Origin of the sequence: Paenibacillus catalpae, from assembly GCF_900112695.1 — a bacterium.
In the GTDB taxonomy this organism is placed as follows: Bacteria; Bacillota; Bacilli; order Paenibacillales; family Paenibacillaceae; genus Pristimantibacillus; species Pristimantibacillus catalpae.
Genome location: NZ_FOMT01000002.1, coordinates 310,235 through 324,607, shown reverse-complemented (window position 1 = coordinate 324,607; position 14,373 = coordinate 310,235). Strand labels below are relative to the sequence as shown.

The 14,373-nt window shown below is 41.2% G+C and carries 19 protein-coding genes and 1 pseudogene; 6 read left to right on the top strand and 14 right to left on the bottom strand.

Features of this window, described 5'->3' with window-relative positions; all coding sequences use genetic code 11:
• Positions 1–506: 506 nt before the first annotated feature.
• On the bottom strand, positions 507–800 hold the full coding sequence (locus tag BM200_RS30815) for an alpha/beta fold hydrolase (protein ID WP_091184240.1): 294 nt from the start codon (positions 798–800) through the stop codon (positions 507–509).
• Between BM200_RS30815 and BM200_RS30810 the strand changes: the two are divergent.
• The 3 genes and pseudogenes from BM200_RS30810 to BM200_RS30805 form a co-directional block, all read left to right on the top strand.
• Positions 799–909, top strand: a pseudogene (locus tag BM200_RS30810) (LysR family transcriptional regulator); the annotation flags it as partial. The gene BM200_RS30815 and the pseudogene BM200_RS30810 sit on opposite strands and share 2 nt — an antisense overlap.
• A gap of 6 nt (positions 910–915) precedes the next feature.
• A complete protein-coding gene (locus tag BM200_RS09205) occupies positions 916–1,326 on the top strand; it encodes a LysR family transcriptional regulator (RefSeq protein WP_139230769.1) in 411 nt (136 codons plus the stop codon).
• A gap of 5 nt (positions 1,327–1,331) precedes the next feature.
• Positions 1,332–1,544: a LysR substrate-binding domain-containing protein gene (locus BM200_RS30805; protein WP_091184236.1), complete on the top strand. Its 213-nt coding sequence runs from the start codon at positions 1,332–1,334 to the stop codon at positions 1,542–1,544.
• A gap of 422 nt (positions 1,545–1,966) precedes the next feature.
• Here BM200_RS30805 and BM200_RS09195 read toward each other — a convergent pair whose 3' ends face one another.
• Entirely contained in the window at positions 1,967–2,326 is a 360-nt protein-coding gene (locus BM200_RS09195; protein ID WP_091184233.1) for a hypothetical protein, read from the bottom strand.
• Positions 2,327–2,527: 201 nt separating this feature from the next.
• Here BM200_RS09195 and BM200_RS09190 point away from each other — a divergent pair, with 201 nt between their 5' ends.
• The gene (locus BM200_RS09190) at positions 2,528–2,953 is read left to right on the top strand and encodes a hypothetical protein (RefSeq protein WP_091184232.1); all 426 of its coding nucleotides are present in this window, start codon (positions 2,528–2,530) and stop codon (positions 2,951–2,953) included.
• A gap of 22 nt (positions 2,954–2,975) precedes the next feature.
• On the opposite strand, the gene BM200_RS09185 is transcribed toward BM200_RS09190, so the two are convergent.
• Positions 2,976–3,944: a helix-turn-helix transcriptional regulator gene (locus BM200_RS09185; RefSeq protein WP_281248358.1), complete on the bottom strand. Its 969-nt coding sequence runs from the start codon at positions 3,942–3,944 to the stop codon at positions 2,976–2,978.
• A gap of 91 nt (positions 3,945–4,035) precedes the next feature.
• Between BM200_RS09185 and BM200_RS09180 the strand changes: the two genes are divergently transcribed.
• Positions 4,036–4,515: a hypothetical protein gene (locus tag BM200_RS09180; RefSeq protein WP_091184227.1), complete on the top strand. Its 480-nt coding sequence runs from the start codon at positions 4,036–4,038 to the stop codon at positions 4,513–4,515.
• A 27-nt stretch (positions 4,516–4,542) separates the two neighbouring features.
• Positions 4,543–5,019 carry a GyrI-like domain-containing protein gene (locus tag BM200_RS09175; protein ID WP_091184224.1) on the top strand — a complete coding sequence of 159 codons (477 nt, stop codon included), beginning with the start codon at positions 4,543–4,545 and terminating at the stop codon, positions 5,017–5,019.
• 241 nt (positions 5,020–5,260) lie between these two features.
• Here BM200_RS09175 and BM200_RS09170 read toward each other — a convergent pair whose 3' ends face one another.
• The 11 genes from BM200_RS09170 to BM200_RS09125 all read right to left on the bottom strand — a co-directional run bounded on the left by BM200_RS09170 (position 5,261) and on the right by BM200_RS09125 (position 14,335).
• Complete coding sequence (locus BM200_RS09170; RefSeq protein ID WP_091184222.1) at positions 5,261–6,151, bottom strand: aldo/keto reductase; 891 nt, start codon at positions 6,149–6,151, stop codon at positions 5,261–5,263.
• Positions 6,152–6,611: 460 nt separating this feature from the next.
• Complete coding sequence (locus BM200_RS09165) at positions 6,612–7,319, bottom strand: stalk domain-containing protein (protein WP_091184218.1); 708 nt, start codon at positions 7,317–7,319, stop codon at positions 6,612–6,614.
• Positions 7,320–7,429: 110 nt separating this feature from the next.
• On the bottom strand, positions 7,430–8,017 hold the full coding sequence (locus tag BM200_RS09160; protein WP_091184213.1) for a histidine phosphatase family protein: 588 nt from the start codon (positions 8,015–8,017) through the stop codon (positions 7,430–7,432).
• Positions 8,018–8,095: 78 nt separating this feature from the next.
• The gene (locus BM200_RS29955) at positions 8,096–8,251 is read right to left on the bottom strand and encodes a hypothetical protein (RefSeq protein WP_175532806.1); all 156 of its coding nucleotides are present in this window, start codon (positions 8,249–8,251) and stop codon (positions 8,096–8,098) included.
• 125 nt (positions 8,252–8,376) lie between these two features.
• Positions 8,377–8,670, bottom strand: a complete 294-nt coding sequence (locus tag BM200_RS29655) for a hypothetical protein (RefSeq protein WP_139230768.1) — start codon at positions 8,668–8,670, stop codon at positions 8,377–8,379.
• Positions 8,671–9,008: 338 nt separating this feature from the next.
• Positions 9,009–9,677, bottom strand: coding sequence for a Type 1 glutamine amidotransferase-like domain-containing protein (locus tag BM200_RS09150; protein ID WP_091184208.1), 669 nt, complete (start codon positions 9,675–9,677; stop codon positions 9,009–9,011).
• A gap of 887 nt (positions 9,678–10,564) precedes the next feature.
• Entirely contained in the window at positions 10,565–11,161 is a 597-nt protein-coding gene (locus tag BM200_RS09145) for a hypothetical protein (RefSeq protein WP_091184205.1), read from the bottom strand.
• Between the two features lie 181 nt (positions 11,162–11,342).
• Complete coding sequence (locus BM200_RS09140) at positions 11,343–11,909, bottom strand: 3'-5' exonuclease (protein WP_175532805.1); 567 nt, start codon at positions 11,907–11,909, stop codon at positions 11,343–11,345.
• A 481-nt stretch (positions 11,910–12,390) separates the two neighbouring features.
• Positions 12,391–13,002, bottom strand: coding sequence for a TVP38/TMEM64 family protein (locus tag BM200_RS09135; RefSeq protein ID WP_091184199.1), 612 nt, complete (start codon positions 13,000–13,002; stop codon positions 12,391–12,393).
• A gap of 69 nt (positions 13,003–13,071) precedes the next feature.
• Positions 13,072–13,641 (bottom strand): class I SAM-dependent methyltransferase, encoded by a 570-nt coding sequence (locus BM200_RS09130; protein ID WP_175532804.1) that lies wholly within the window; start codon positions 13,639–13,641, stop codon positions 13,072–13,074.
• A 139-nt stretch (positions 13,642–13,780) separates the two neighbouring features.
• Complete coding sequence (locus BM200_RS09125; protein ID WP_091184194.1) at positions 13,781–14,335, bottom strand: YdhK family protein; 555 nt, start codon at positions 14,333–14,335, stop codon at positions 13,781–13,783.
• Positions 14,336–14,373 lie beyond the last annotated feature (38 nt).

The following is a 14,373-nucleotide window of genomic DNA, read 5'->3' as shown; positions in this document are numbered from 1 at the left end:
TTACATTCCTTCATCTCTTCTCCCTGCGGCGCTTGGCATCTCCAAGACTGCGCAGCGGCCGCTCCGACATCGCCCTGGCAACTTCGGGATCAGGAGTTGGAACAGCGGACAGCAGCGCCTGCAAGTATGGATGTTTCGACTGGTTGAGAACGTCACCAGCTAACGTATCCCAGTTATTCCAGCGATTCGCTGCCCGACTCCAAGATTGACTGTTCGATCGTGCATTCCTTGTGCTACTAGGACTGGCTTGGTAAGGGATGCTAACAGATCGTCATTCGTCACTTGCCTGGTGAAGATTCCTTGATGAACATAAGCCGGAACGACTACATTACATCCGAGAAAGAAATAATGCTCCTCTTGTGATAGCTCTTTGTGATGAACACATTGCTTCAACCACTGATCTAGTGCATTTACTCTTATCATCGGTTCATCTGAAAAAAAACTTGTTGAAAACTGCAGCGTGGCGCCACCCAAATAAACCATAGAAGCTTCCCTGCCTAGCCGGGTTATAGCCCCGACAAAACAGATGCCCCCAATATCTTTCTCTCCATAAACACGGATATAATCGAGAATTGGAATTCCCGCGACGACCAACCGATTAATATCGGCTGTATTAAATTCAACTCCTGAATGATGGCGTAAATATCATCCGCCCATAACTGCGCATCATCATACCCGTTTTTTGGTTTCTCCGAAAGACCATGACCCCGCAAATCCATAGTGACCAACCGAAAATCCGAAGCGAGCTCAGAATAAATCTGCTTATTCCAACATAAGTGACTCTGCGATCCACCATGAATAAAGGCAGGCCATGAGCATTGCCGGACTCCTCGACATGCAGCTGCTGCGGAAGAACTATCCCTAACTCAGCCTGCTTTAAGTCGTTCCATCGCAGCTCTGGAGAAAGAGTTAGGCGTGACTTTATTTGAACGCAGCGGCCGCAACTTGGTTTTGAATCGATATGGACGCCTTTTTTTGGAACGGGCCAAGCTTGTTGTCATGCAAATTGAGAAGAGCAAGCAAGAGATTGCGAATTTAATCAATCCTTCGACGGGAATAATCTCTCTGTGTTTCCTTCATATGCTCGGAGCCAAGCTCATTCCATCCTTGCTCGGTTCATTCCGGGAACGATACGCTGACGTCAGATTCGAATTGCATCAGAGTTCCAATCACGAGTTAATGACACTGGTTAGCAAAAGCAGCATAAGTTTGGAAGAACTGCAGGAGGAGCCTTATATCGGGTTAAAATCATCCTGCGGACTAAGCTTCACAATCAATAAGTTGTTCGAAACAACGCAGATTCAACCGAAACCGTATTTCAGGTAGATGAGTTGGATACGGTTGCCGGCCTGGTTTCTGCTGGATTTGGAGTCGCCTTGTTGCCAAAAACGTTAGGACTTCAAAATCATCCGTTAGTCTGGTTAAAGGTGAATGAACCGAAATGCGACCTTTCGATTGGAGTAGTTTGGAAAAAAGATAAGAGACTTACCCCCGTTTCGAATATATTTCTTGAATTCATACGCGAAAGGTATCCCATTGAATGAATGTCAGATGAAATTAGTCTTCATGTTAAGCTATCCTGCCCGTTCGTTTAGACAAGACAAGGAAATCATCTTAGCACCCAATATCAAAGAAAAGACGGTAGACATTTGTGAATGTCTACCGTCCATATCTTCACGTCAACGTTCTTCGGCAGAACAATTGACTTCAATATTATCTCCATCCAGAAAGGCTAATTATACATTGTTATCGAAGTCTTCTCCTGATGTTTGTGATGCCTAAAGAAATATGAATTCATCAGCAATATTTTCTAAATATGATGGATCGTCTGACGGAATAATTGTGATGGTCTGGTGCGTTTTTAATACACTTGAACAATGTCTCAGCCTTACTCGATTAATGTGTTTAAAATGACTATCAAACCAAGGAAAACAATAAATAACTCTTTGGTGAGCCAAACCAATCCCTACAGACGCATTCCATCTTCGTTACTTATATGTTTAATTGTTCGATCTAATCTAGAAGGAGCTAAGTCTAATAGCTCAACAATTTCCTCAACAGTGTAACTACCATCGCCAGCCATCAGTTGTTGTCGAATTGTTTTATCGCGTATTCCAAACCTTTGATTATAAGGTAACCCTTCACCAATATACACACTATTTAACTCTAACCATTGAGGTATAACTACAGTCTCGTTTGCCAATACCCTTCCGGCATATTCATTAACTCTGCCAGTCAATAAGTACGATAATGCCCAAGCTCCTTGACCTGGTTGGAATTCTTTATACCGAATGACTTTTCCTCTTCCCCCCTTGGCCCATTCCATTTCTCGTTTTGCAGAATGGTCTCTTTTTATAACAAACTATCTCCCCTTTATTGAGTAACACAACGAAATCCAGAAATGTAATTATTCTTAATCACTTGCTTAGTGACTAAAAAAAGCCCCTTCTAACGAACAGTATGATATAAAACCAGAATGGTAATAGCACCTTATAAAACGCTCCCCGTTACTAGGAGGGAAAAATCTATGACTACCCAACTCGCTAAAAGTATTAATCACTCAGCTCAAAATAATCAAAATATCATTGCTATTATGGCCGAAATGATCGCAACTATAGAGAATGACGCCAAACTCAAAAGAGAAATTCTTTTTAAAGTTGATGAAATTAGTATGGAGATATCCAAGAAAGACAAGCTCTGTTATGACGTAGTAAATGCTAATCGTAATAATGGTGACTATTACAAAGCTAAGATGATATGGAAACAATTTAGAAATAACGTAGAGCATGCCCTTGGAGAACTGAATAAGCGAATTCAACGAACAAGATACCCTGACGAGTGGAGCGAGACATATGAACTCCTAAAGCGTCGAGCAGCTTTACATGATGATGAGGTGGAAAGATTAGAACGGCAAGAGTTATTAGCATCTAGTCATTTGGCGGTTGCTTATTAATTCTTGTTTTCTTTTTGCTCATTCAAGAAAATCTTAAATTGGTTAAACGATCCTCCAAAATCAAGCGCAGCTCTTCAGGAATACGCTCAAACACGACTCCTTTCCCCAAAAACAAAAGCCAATCCGCGTAATAAGACAGCGCCTCAACATCGGTCACATCCAACTGAACATTAAAAATCCCGCTCGATTGAAACATTCCAGTAAAGGACAAAATAATCCCCGGCGGGTGCATGCGTTTAAAGCGTTGAATCCCAGTCGTATCAAGCTTCACGACAAGATTGGACTGACGTGCACCAATCCGTTTTTTGTTTAAAATCTCTTGCTCAGAGTACTTCATCTCATGCTCAGAAATGGCAGAATCCCGCAGCAAATCAACAGGCAAATAACGAAACTCATCCGTATCAAAATCATAAACCTCGACCAGCCACTGGGCGTTCGAGTTAAAAATATGAAGCAAAAAAACGTCCAGTAACTGTGGCCAGCCAGGACTCGGCTCATAGGTCATGCGTAAATGCTTATCTCGCACAGCAAGAGAAATCAACTGGTTTAGTTCCGGAGGCGCTGTATCATCGAGCTCCAAAAGATTCGGATTAGCAGGATTGGTATTTTCGAAAAGCAAAATATTATTCAGCTCGATTAGCTCGTCTTGCTGCGTTTGCGACGCGATGCCGATGAGTTTTTCAGTGATGGAGCGGCGATTTTGCAGATAAGGCAGCTGTGAATTTTTCGAAGCGATAAAACTGATAAATATCGCCTTCAGCTCATCTGGCGTGAAACGTGCTGCGGGCAAATACTGATTTTGTAGGACATGGTAACCTCCACCACGCCCCAGCTCGGTCGTCAGTGGAAAACCCATCGCCTGAATCTCGTTAATGTCGCGGATCGCCGTCGCACGGGAAATCTTGAACTCCCTCTGAATCTCGGCAATCGTAAAATGTGCGCGGTTATTGATGTAGCGCATGATTAGGTTTACTCGTTCTGTTTTCTTCATGATTTTATTGTATCAAAAAAGTATCATTTTTTGATACATTCGGCAAATAGAATCAATCTTGTAAAAGTAAATCCACGAAGGAGAGAACAAAATGTCTAACTACTCAATCAAAACGATCTCGGAAAACTACAAAATGACGGCTTTCGGTGTATCATTTGAGGACTTCAACGACTGGGCAGGCAATGCAGCAAAAACGGCAGCGAAAAAGGCTGAAATCACTGAAAATGGCAAGCTTGCTGAACTTCTCGCTCTGGCTGACGGGCAACAATATCAAATCAATTATGTGATCGATGGCAAGGCTTGGCGCGGCTTCGGCGTGATGGGTGATTTTAATGTGGAAGACGCGGTCGTCCTCGAATTCCTCGCTGGCGACTACCTCGTTGTGCCTGGCACAGGCGCTGATAAAGACAGCCTTGCCGATGAAATCACAGGCAAAGTTTTCGGCGGCATGCTGCAAGAAATTACAGACTACAAATATGTAGGTCCTGGTAACTCAACCTTCGTCAAAGCAGCTGAAAACGGTGAATTCTACGGTGAAATGTGGCTTCGCGCAAAAAAAATTGAAGACTAATCTTAGTGTAATTTGAAAGGAGCCCACATGGCAGAATACACAATTGAACACAAAAAATCATTCACATTGACCGCTTACGGTTTTTCAATCCAGTCCAATTTTCAAGACATGACAGCTCTGCAAAAGGAAAAAGCCGAGTTTTGGGGCAGGCTCAAGGCTGACGGGCGATTTACTAAGCTCAAAGACGCTGCAAAAGATGAGCGCGAATGGTCAGTGAACGAGGTTTATCAAGGCAAGCCGTGGAATTATTTCGCGGTGGAAGCTGGAAAGTCAGTGGCAGACGCAACGCGCATTATCGAGTTTCCGGAGAGCGAGTACATCGTGGTCGCGGGAAATGGCGACAAGGAAACTTTGTTTGATCAGTTGACATACCTTGCTTTTGGCGAAGTCTTATCCCAGATCACGGATTATGCTTATATCGGCGGTCCAAATGCCACCTATCGCAAAGATAACGGCGAGGGCACTTTCTACGGCGAATTTTGGGTACCTGTGGTTAAAAAATAACTTTCGCCAATTTACTGTCCGTTTGCTTAATTACACTGCATCCTCATAGTCACATAAATGAATACGTTCAACTATTAAGTTTGCCTTAGTTGAGAAAACGGCAGCTCATCACGTGTGAGCTGCCGTGCTGTCTTATTGAGCTAAAGTTCCCGTTAGCTTAACGACCCGAACCAAGGGCGAATAGCCGACCGATGCGTGACATAGTGTTATTTGAAGCACCAACAAATGAGAGCTTAACCCCTCATTCGTCTTCAGGGACAAGCCTGGTGATCGCATTTACCTCTTCCGGCAACAAGCAGAGGCTTGCAGCAACGAGATTCTCCTTGAGGTGATCGATGCTAGTCGTCCCGGGGATTGGCAGCATCCGAGGCGAACGATGCAGCTGCCAAGCTAGAGCGGTTTGCTGGATTGTGGCGCGATATTTCTCCGCAATGGGGTTCAGAACGTCGCGGAACCTTTTGCCTTCCTCGCCTGACGGCACGGCAGCCGGGTGCCACGGCGAGAAGACGATTCCGGCCTTGTCTGCCGCCTTGATCAACTCTGCTCCAAGCCGGATACCGATATTGTAATGCGCCGTGACAGCGGCGATCTCGGTGATGCTCATTGCAATCCGAAGCTGGTCTGCACTGATGTTGGACAGGCCTATTTGCCTGATTAGACCTTCCTTTCGCATTCCTGCAAGTGTATCGATGATCTCCTCGAAAGGCACGTCGGTCATCGTCGGTGTGTGCAAATAGTAGAGGTCGATGTGGTCGATACCCAAACGCCGCATGCTCATGTACGCACATTGACGTATGTAATACCGGTTTCCTACGGCACTCATGTCGGTGTAATCGGGACCGCCCCGAACGAAGCCGCCCTTGGTGGCGATCACCAAGTTCTCCGGATAAGGGTGCAGAGCCTCGCGGATTAGCTCCTCGTTGGAGTGCGGGCCGTATACATCGGCAGTATCAATGAAATTGACTCCCTGGTTGATCACCTCACGTAGCAACGCGATCCCTTTATTACGGTCAGGGTATTCGCCCCAGACCTTCGGTCCGGTCAGCTGCATCGCACCGTACCCGATCCTGTTTACGGTCAACTCACCGCCGATTGTAACCGTAAGTGGAAACTCATTAAACATTGTTGTCATTGTTATTCTCCTCTTATATAAGTCTCGATGATATGGCATCATCGCATCGATTGCATCCATGCATGCCGGCGAAAGCCTTTCCGTATAGTCCATGCGACACAAACATATGCACTTTCGCCAGTGACCTGTCGAAAGGTTAGTGATTTCTTCATTAGCTAAGTATACCCCTTCGAGTGAACTTGATTGCCAATATGAGATCGGGCGGTTTTAATCATCAGGTAACATTTTGTTACTAACCTGCCCGTTAGCTTAATAGGAAAATCAACATCACACGGTATAACAAAGCCAAAAATTAAAGAGCCGTAGGGATGCTTTCCCATACGGCTCTCTTGTACATGCGCTTCACGATTTAACCAAATATTATCACGTAATCGAGTAAGGACATCACCATCAATGAAGAAGTGTTCCTTTTTTAACGCCTATCCACTAATGACCGGGCTAGCGGTTGATCAGGTGATGATTAAGGATAATATATTCTTGTACTATCGAAATAATTAAATGAAGTAATAGTCCAATCATTAACCTTCTTAGTCATCTCAGCTCCAATTCCATAGCTATAGTCATAATCGCCAACAATCCCATTTGAATTAAAGACCGCTTTAAATTTAGTAAGACTTTTATTCCATTGAATATACTCTGACTCAGGAAGACCTATTTCTACGTTATTTTTATGAAATTGAATCCAGTGTTTCTTATTGGACATCGCATTTGTTGCAAGAGTCAATGCTTGATTATCTGTCAATGGACGAGCATAAACCGTAATGTGCTCAGAATTTCCTGTCAAAGTAGATGTATCCCATTTGATATAGTCGTTCGGATAGAAGAAGTTACTTAAAGCTCTAAATTGTACATACACCGCACCATTTCTCAACAATACTCCATTACCAACAGTAGCATTAAAAGTCTTCCCGCCCTTAGTTAATGAAGCAGTTTTTGTCTTCTGATTCCAATTTATTTTCACTTCAAGATATTTATCAAGTTGTTCATCGTATCGGAATAGATTATTCGTCGCCATACTACGGAGAGGGGCATATAATCTACCCTCAGAAAGCAAACCGTTTACTCCACCATATGCATCATAATCATCATTTGCGCCATAAGAACTCATTGGACCAATCATTAAAGCGCCACTCATTACACTTACACATACTAATACTGTTTTCTTCATTTAAACCTCCATAATTTCACAATTAAGCGAGAAATTAATTGTTTTATAAATATTAGCACCTATACTTACACATTGGAAGTTAAAAACTGTAAGTCTGGATTGACATAGACTCAGTGGTAGTTTAATCCAAAATCCTCATCCCACAGTCTTATTACTTCTTTCAATTCTAAATCTTCAAAAATCAATTTATATATATCTGGTTTCTTTAATTGATTTAAAAAATCCAAACCATAACTTGAATCAAAATAATTCATCATTAAAGTCATTACAAGTCCATGTGTTCCAATAGCTATTTTTTTCCCAGAGTGTTCTTTTAATATGTTTTTCAACACGGACATCGATCTATTCTGGCAATCAAAATTAGACTCACCACCCGGTAAAGAATATTCAAAATCATAAAATTTCTCATTAATAGCTGACATTAACTCAGCATTATCAATAATTTCTCCAGCAAAATACCTTTCCCTGAGGTCTTCAAATGTTTTGATATCTAATCCTAAGTATTGTGCCAATCCCTCAACACTCAGGATTGCTCGGTTATACGGGCTAGATATAATAACATCTATTTCTTCCTTTTTAAGAATCTCTGTAACTTTTTCAACATCCCCCTTGCCTTTAATGGTGAGTCCTCTTGTTCTTTCGGTTCCTTCAGTGTATGGTGATTCGGCATGCCTAACCATATAGATGACGGTCTTCATATAATCCTCCTTGAGTTGCTAACTTATTATTTTATTGTGATTTCGTATAACGTGATATTCACGAGCGAATTCATTCAGCTACCTGCCCTTTACTTCAACAAAAGCTGCAACAGATCCTCCAATCTGCTGCAGCTTTATTGGTTGAGCTATAGTTCTCGTTAGCTGAACAGCCTGCAGGATCTCGCCGGCAGGCTGTGTAATTAACCGGGTTGTCGCGATCTGATCGAGATCCATGAGACCGATGAATTCCCGGATCGGCTGTCGATCGTGCTGGCAGCTTCATCAAAGATATTTATTGTGCTATCGTGCCCGTTAGCGTAACAGTAAGGATATATAACTTAAATAAGAATGAGTAGATTTTAATTCTGAAATACAATTTTCCCTTCTTTATCATAGCCCGTTGCTTTAATTCCTGGTACTGTTCCGTAATAATTTGTTGAAACAACATACCAAATTCTAAAGCCAAGATCCGAATCAAAAAATAAAGCATCTTCATTAAGATCCCAATCATTATTATAAGTGATGTGTAATCTATCTATCTCTTCGTTGTTTACGCTTCCCCAGAATAAAAGGTACCCTTTTCCTGCTTTTTTCATTTGGTCTAGATTAGCCCATGAAAAAGAAATTGATGGTTCGGTACTCTTTTCAACCATCCCTGACCCCATTATCCATTTTGGATTCAATATTTGATGATGCGAATGCTTGTTCAGGAGTTTTGTATGATTGTTCAGAACTATATCCAGTAATTATCAACAATGATAAAGTTAATAAAAACAAAACCTTTAAAAACTTAAATATTGGTATCCTCTCCTTTAACCGAGATGTAATCATTAAGGTCCAAACAACCACATCAATCAGTCTTTGCATTATCTTGCCACATATTGGAACTATCTTGCCCTTCAGTTCAACAAAGAAGCAGCCGAACGTGATACTCCGGCTGCTTTCGTGTAGCTGATCTATTGTTCCCCCGTTAACTGCATATCGGAGTTAATCAGGTCAAAAAATGTTTCCAATTCCCTTCGGAAACAACTTCGACTGCTTCGTCGATTACTTTGATGGCGGTCTGATCATCAATCGCATACGTCGGCCCTCGCATCCCAGCGGCCCATCTCTCTGCAGCAGCCATGGTGTTACCTGGCAGCATCTCGTGGTCCAGATGCGGAAATATTGCAAAATCAACCAGACTCAGCGTTTCATCACCACCGGTAGGTGGAGTCCAGCCAACGAAGAATTCCCCAATGTTTGGTGCCATCACCATACTCCCGGCGCTCATTCCCACATAAACGGCCTGCAGCGACGGCAAGAGGTCTGCCAGTCCGGACTGCCGCATCCAGTGGCACAGGTAGAGAGCGTCCCCGCCCCCTACCAGTAAGACGTCCGTCTCCCGAACCAGCGGCACCCAGCGGTCTTTGTTGATGCTTGGCAGCGCTGTGAGCTCCAGCACGCCGACGGACTTCCAGCCCAGTTCGACCATGTGATTCTCGGAATTCCCGCTGATGAACTCCCAGGCTTTAACGCCGGGGCCGACCCAGGGGTGTCCGTACATCGCGGTGGGGATGCATAGGGCATTGGAGTCGGCGATCGGCTTGCCCAGCATGTCAACTAGCGCGTCGTGAATGCTTTTGTTATTAATGCCTGCAGATGTAAGCAATAATTTCATAACTTCACTCCTTGTCGTTGTGTGCGTTTGCCGTTTATTCCTTTAAACTTTTCAAAGTGTCGTAATTCCCCCCATTGCCTAGGTGTTCGATAAAATGATTGAATTATCCTCCCTCTATATTTTTCAGTCTTAAAACTTTACTTTTCCAAGATTGATACGCGCTTAAAAATCGCAGTTTGTTACTTCGGAACAAGTTACGCCATAGTCACATGACACTTATACACAAAAACAAAAAATACCAGTAGTAACAAGGCTTTCTGCCACTACTGGTTCTCTGAATTGTCTCAAACCTGTATTGAAAATTGTTTCACTTTATCCCGTAATGTGTCTCAACTATAACCTTTACTCATTCATCATCACTAATCTTGTGGGTAACGGTTATAAACGAGACAGAATAGCTCCAAAAACCGCGTGTTTTACAAGAATAAACTAGACAATTTCTTCTATAAAAGAAGACTTTTTGTTGATTTAACAGTTATAAACCAGATACTCCCCTTTATCCTGATAGTAACAATGAACATGCACTTTAGTTGAGAAACGGCAGTCTTTTTATACAACTGACAACTAAACACCCCTTCTTATACATACCACATTTACTCTTAAGTTTTAAGTTGCACTAAACGCCCGTTAGCATAATAGAACAGCAGCTGACAAGTAATCAGCTGCTGTTAATAATAGTCTGGTAATGTTAGTTCTTCTCCTAATCGACTCAAATATCTCAACATGAAGAGTTGAGATTATTAATACGTCCGATTGAGGCCACAGCTATTGCTGTTTTTCAAACATCTGTGCATGGAAGTCACAATGGAATAACCGAGTAAAGTTATTTCATCAAATATCCATCCACAATACCGTATTAACATCAGAGTGACGATTCGAGTTATTCTTCACTCCTCTTTAAATTCACTTGGATAATTATTTGCCCTTCTAATCACTTCTACTTCAAACTTATTTGGATCTTCGAAGTATTTGTCTTTATTAACTCTTAATCTCTTACCTAATTTATTAAGATAGTTCTCTATATTTGCTTTTTTACTTTTTATTGAGATTTCTTCAGTAGCACCTTTTAGTGCTTCTACATTAGCTCGATACTCTTTATAATAACGCGGTACTAAGAACAAATTAATATTTCGATTTGAAACTAGCTTAATTACGAGTTCAGTAATTAAAAAAATAACGATCGACGATATAATCAATAATATCAGATAATAGGCCCTATCAATATTGACAGTGATTTTGCCGTTAACAGTAACAGATAGTAACTGAAGTATTGTACCTAAAAAGATTAATACAAATCCTCCGATTGTTTTGTCACGTTGTTGTACAAGAGACTCATATAACTCAGGATTAAATGACCAATATGTACTCGCTTGTCCGAACAAATCCTTATTTCTTGTCCCAATAAAACCCATAGCGGCTTCTAATGAACCTACTAATGTGACAATAATACCTAAAGTAGAAAAGATAAAAGACAAAGCTGTCAAGTTCATAGCTCCTTTAGTTTAATTTTTGTCGGTAGTGCTTGGATTGCCACGACATAAAATTTAATTCATGAAGTCCTTCAACCTTTACTCCCTAGTCACTCTACAACTTTATTTTTATTCCATCCATCAAAGTTATCCTTATTCATTTCACTAAAGTAGCTGCTTATAAATGAGAGTAACCTTATAAATACTTAATTTCACAAACCCCGTCCAACCTGCCCGCAGCAGTTACTGATAGGCTCGGAATATAAAGATAAAGATTCTCTTGAGCTCGACTTACAGCTACATAATAAACTCTGTGCTCTTCATTGTTTATATCTGGGTTCAGCAAGAAACCCAAATCTCTATTCTCATCATAGTTTGTATTAGGTTTTGGTTTTACAACGACTAATACATTTTTGAACTCGCTGCCCTTTGCTTGGTGAATAGTTCGATCGCATCCTACTTTTTCTTGATTCTTGATAAGTAGAGCTAGATCAGAGTATTTAGTACCCCTATAAAAAGATTCGGCTAACGTTGGACCATCACTTCTACTTTGGAACCTAGGTAATTGAAATGAAGTTGTGGTTTTTATTAATTCATAGAAATCCATAATTGAGCTACTGCTATATTCCGTATATGCATTTAACATTTGCTGAATAATCAAGATGGCTTGCCTTTGGCAGTCGTCTGTGTTCAATTGCTTGCTTATCTCATGAATTGCTTCCTTATAACTTTTTTGTCTTGCAAACTCAATGGCCTTTATCATAGACATTTTTCGAATCAATAATATATTGGTGGGTCTGGATAGTCTTTTTTATTATTTTGGGCTTATGGGTTAGTGGAAAACGTGATCTATTAACTAGGATGGATCAATCATGATAGCTCGATGGTTGATTTATAATATTAAATCCGTTGCGTCATTTTCAAAATGCTCTTTTGCAGCTATTATATTTTCACTTGTTTGCCTACTATAGTAGCGTTTGGCATAGTTGCAATCACTTCAGGTCGGTATCGTGTAGATTTTTAAAGGTTCATTCATCTTAAGTCCTCTCCTTTGCATTCTTTTGCATATTTTATTCAAGTCAGCCGTTGGTATTCTTCAACTTTTCAAGCGAAACCCGATCTACGAACTTGCAGAATTTCTCTCAAGTAGTTTGTGTTGCCTATCTCTTCTTCACTGGAACCAACTTGCTTACCAGTAACGTTCAGACCAATAGAGACATGATTGTTGCATCAATTTCAAAATCTTAAGCACGTATTCGTCGGACATATATAACATAAACCAGTAGAAGAAATCCTAAATATAGAGCGACCGTAATAACGGAATTAGTCGTGTTCGTAAAAAATTGATCGCCCAGTAAAGCGAACGTCATCATTATAGGGATTTTACCCAAGACCGTCGCTAGGGTGAAAGTAATAAATTTGATTCGGCTAATTGCTGAATAAATATTTACAACTTGCGCTGGAATAATGGGGATGAGGCGAGCGAATAACACTGCCAAAAATGCGTTGGCTTCGAACATTTTGGTGAAACGTTCGACTCTTTTATATCGCACAATAATTCTTCTTGCAGGTCCGGAAAATGTGTAGCGGAAAATTAAAAACATGATAAATGCGGCACAGGATGATGCCAGGATATTAATAACGCCACCCGTAAAAAAACCAAATTTCGCCCCAAGAGCCCCAGCAACTAACCCATAAGGAACAACTGGGAACAAAGCAAACAACGTTGCTATTATCAAAATTACCATAATGTTTGTTGAATCTCTTCGTTGAATCCAAGTTATAAACTGTTCTTTATTCATAAGAATAAGCATAATGACGATTACATAAATGATGACTGGCAACCACTTTTTCACGTTTGCCTCCTTAGAATTTCTCCTATGCCAAAAAAAGCAGCCAATATAAAAATGGGCTGCTCATTTTCTCTATTTTTTAGCAATAAAAATGTACAGATACTCTGTAGGTGTCACATGTTTCATAACGGTTAGGCCGGCATCTGTCAATGCTTTTTCCATATCTGATGATGACACCCGAATGCCCATTTCAGGTCCAATGGGGCTATCCTTCGTATCCCAATCGAAACAAAGTATATGAGCGCCTTCTTTCATAACACGCACAATCTCGGATAGTCCTGCTGACAATGGTTTCACCGCATGTAGTACCAATGATGCGATAATGATATCGATCGAGTTATTTGGTAAAGGGATTTCTGCCACGGACGCTTCAAGCAACTGAATGTTTGAAATGTGCTGGTCTTGGATATTACCTTTTAAGTGATCCAACATCTCCGATTCAATATCTAACGCATATACGGTTCCCTGCGTCATATGTGATACCGGAATAGTGAAATAACCTGTTCCTGCCCCTAAATCCAGTACTACATGATTCTTTTCAATTGGAAGTAGGTTCAAAAGTTTATCAGCTGGTAATAACTTTCTCCGTTCTAGTGAATCCAATTGATCTTTTTTTTCAGGGTCGAACCGAAGGCTATCCATAGTCATCCTCCTTAAGTTTAATGTTAAAAACTTAAGCCCAGTCTATGCAACCGGGCAGATTAACCTTAAAAAGAACCTCTGCAAGTGTTATGACTTTGCCATTTTGTTGAACTGACCCCAAGTGTATGTCGTCACCATTTTATTTTACAGAAAGCTCGCTCTCTGTCACCCATTTATGGTTTTTAACCGGAGCGCCACCCGTTGTCGGTGTATAATCCACCACATAAACGGTTGTTTGCTCGGCAGAATCAATCGTTGCCTTAGCTCCATTCATGCCCTTCATATGGTCAGCCATTAACGTTACTTCATCGCCTTTAGCAAATGGTTGATCACCCGCATTCATAATTTCCTCTTGAACAACCCACTTATGATTCGTAACCTTTTCTCCGCCTGTAGTTGGAACATACGAAACGGTATAAACCGTAGTGTCATAGGCACCAACGATGGTTGCAACCGCGCCTTTCATTCCAGGCATATGGTCGTCTTGTATGACAGCTTGACTCCCCACTTTAAATTTTGGATTTGTGGCATCTTTTAGCCCTGCAGGAAGCTTATCTGAAGATGAGTGTTCCATGTCCATGCCATGGTTCATATTCATTCCCTGGTGATTCTGCCCTTGGTCCGAGCTTTTACCGCAAGCGCTTAAAGCAAAAGCTAGGATAACTGTAGCTCCAAGTATAACTATCTTCTTCATTAGATTAACCCCTTCCACTGGCGATAATTTTAATCTCC

What these genes read in the sequence shown, in the direction of transcription:
- BM200_RS09195 (WP_091184233.1), bottom strand. Translation starts at nt 2,326, where the DNA reads ATGGAATGGGCCAAGGGGGGAAGAGGAAAAGTCATTCGGTATAAAGAA.
- BM200_RS09190 (WP_091184232.1), top strand. Translation starts at nt 2,528, where the DNA reads ATGACTACCCAACTCGCTAAAAGTATTAATCACTCAGCTCAAAATAAT.
- BM200_RS09185 (WP_281248358.1), bottom strand. Translation starts at nt 3,944, where the DNA reads ATGAAGAAAACAGAACGAGTAAACCTAATCATGCGCTACATCAATAAC.
- BM200_RS09180 (WP_091184227.1), top strand. Translation starts at nt 4,036, where the DNA reads ATGTCTAACTACTCAATCAAAACGATCTCGGAAAACTACAAAATGACG.
- BM200_RS09175 (WP_091184224.1), top strand. Translation starts at nt 4,543, where the DNA reads ATGGCAGAATACACAATTGAACACAAAAAATCATTCACATTGACCGCT.
- BM200_RS09170 (WP_091184222.1), bottom strand. Translation starts at nt 6,151, where the DNA reads ATGACAACAATGTTTAATGAGTTTCCACTTACGGTTACAATCGGCGGT.
- BM200_RS09165 (WP_091184218.1), bottom strand. Translation starts at nt 7,319, where the DNA reads ATGAAGAAAACAGTATTAGTATGTGTAAGTGTAATGAGTGGCGCTTTA.
- BM200_RS09160 (WP_091184213.1), bottom strand. Translation starts at nt 8,017, where the DNA reads ATGAAGACCGTCATCTATATGGTTAGGCATGCCGAATCACCATACACT.
- BM200_RS29955 (WP_175532806.1), bottom strand. Translation starts at nt 8,251, where the DNA reads ATGGATCTCGATCAGATCGCGACAACCCGGTTAATTACACAGCCTGCC.
- BM200_RS29655 (WP_139230768.1), bottom strand. Translation starts at nt 8,670, where the DNA reads ATGGTTGAAAAGAGTACCGAACCATCAATTTCTTTTTCATGGGCTAAT.
- BM200_RS09150 (WP_091184208.1), bottom strand. Translation starts at nt 9,677, where the DNA reads ATGAAATTATTGCTTACATCTGCAGGCATTAATAACAAAAGCATTCAC.
- BM200_RS09140 (WP_175532805.1), bottom strand. Translation starts at nt 11,909, where the DNA reads ATGATAAAGGCCATTGAGTTTGCAAGACAAAAAAGTTATAAGGAAGCA.
- BM200_RS09130 (WP_175532804.1), bottom strand. Translation starts at nt 13,641, where the DNA reads ATGGATAGCCTTCGGTTCGACCCTGAAAAAAAAGATCAATTGGATTCA.
- BM200_RS09125 (WP_091184194.1), bottom strand. Translation starts at nt 14,335, where the DNA reads ATGAAGAAGATAGTTATACTTGGAGCTACAGTTATCCTAGCTTTTGCT.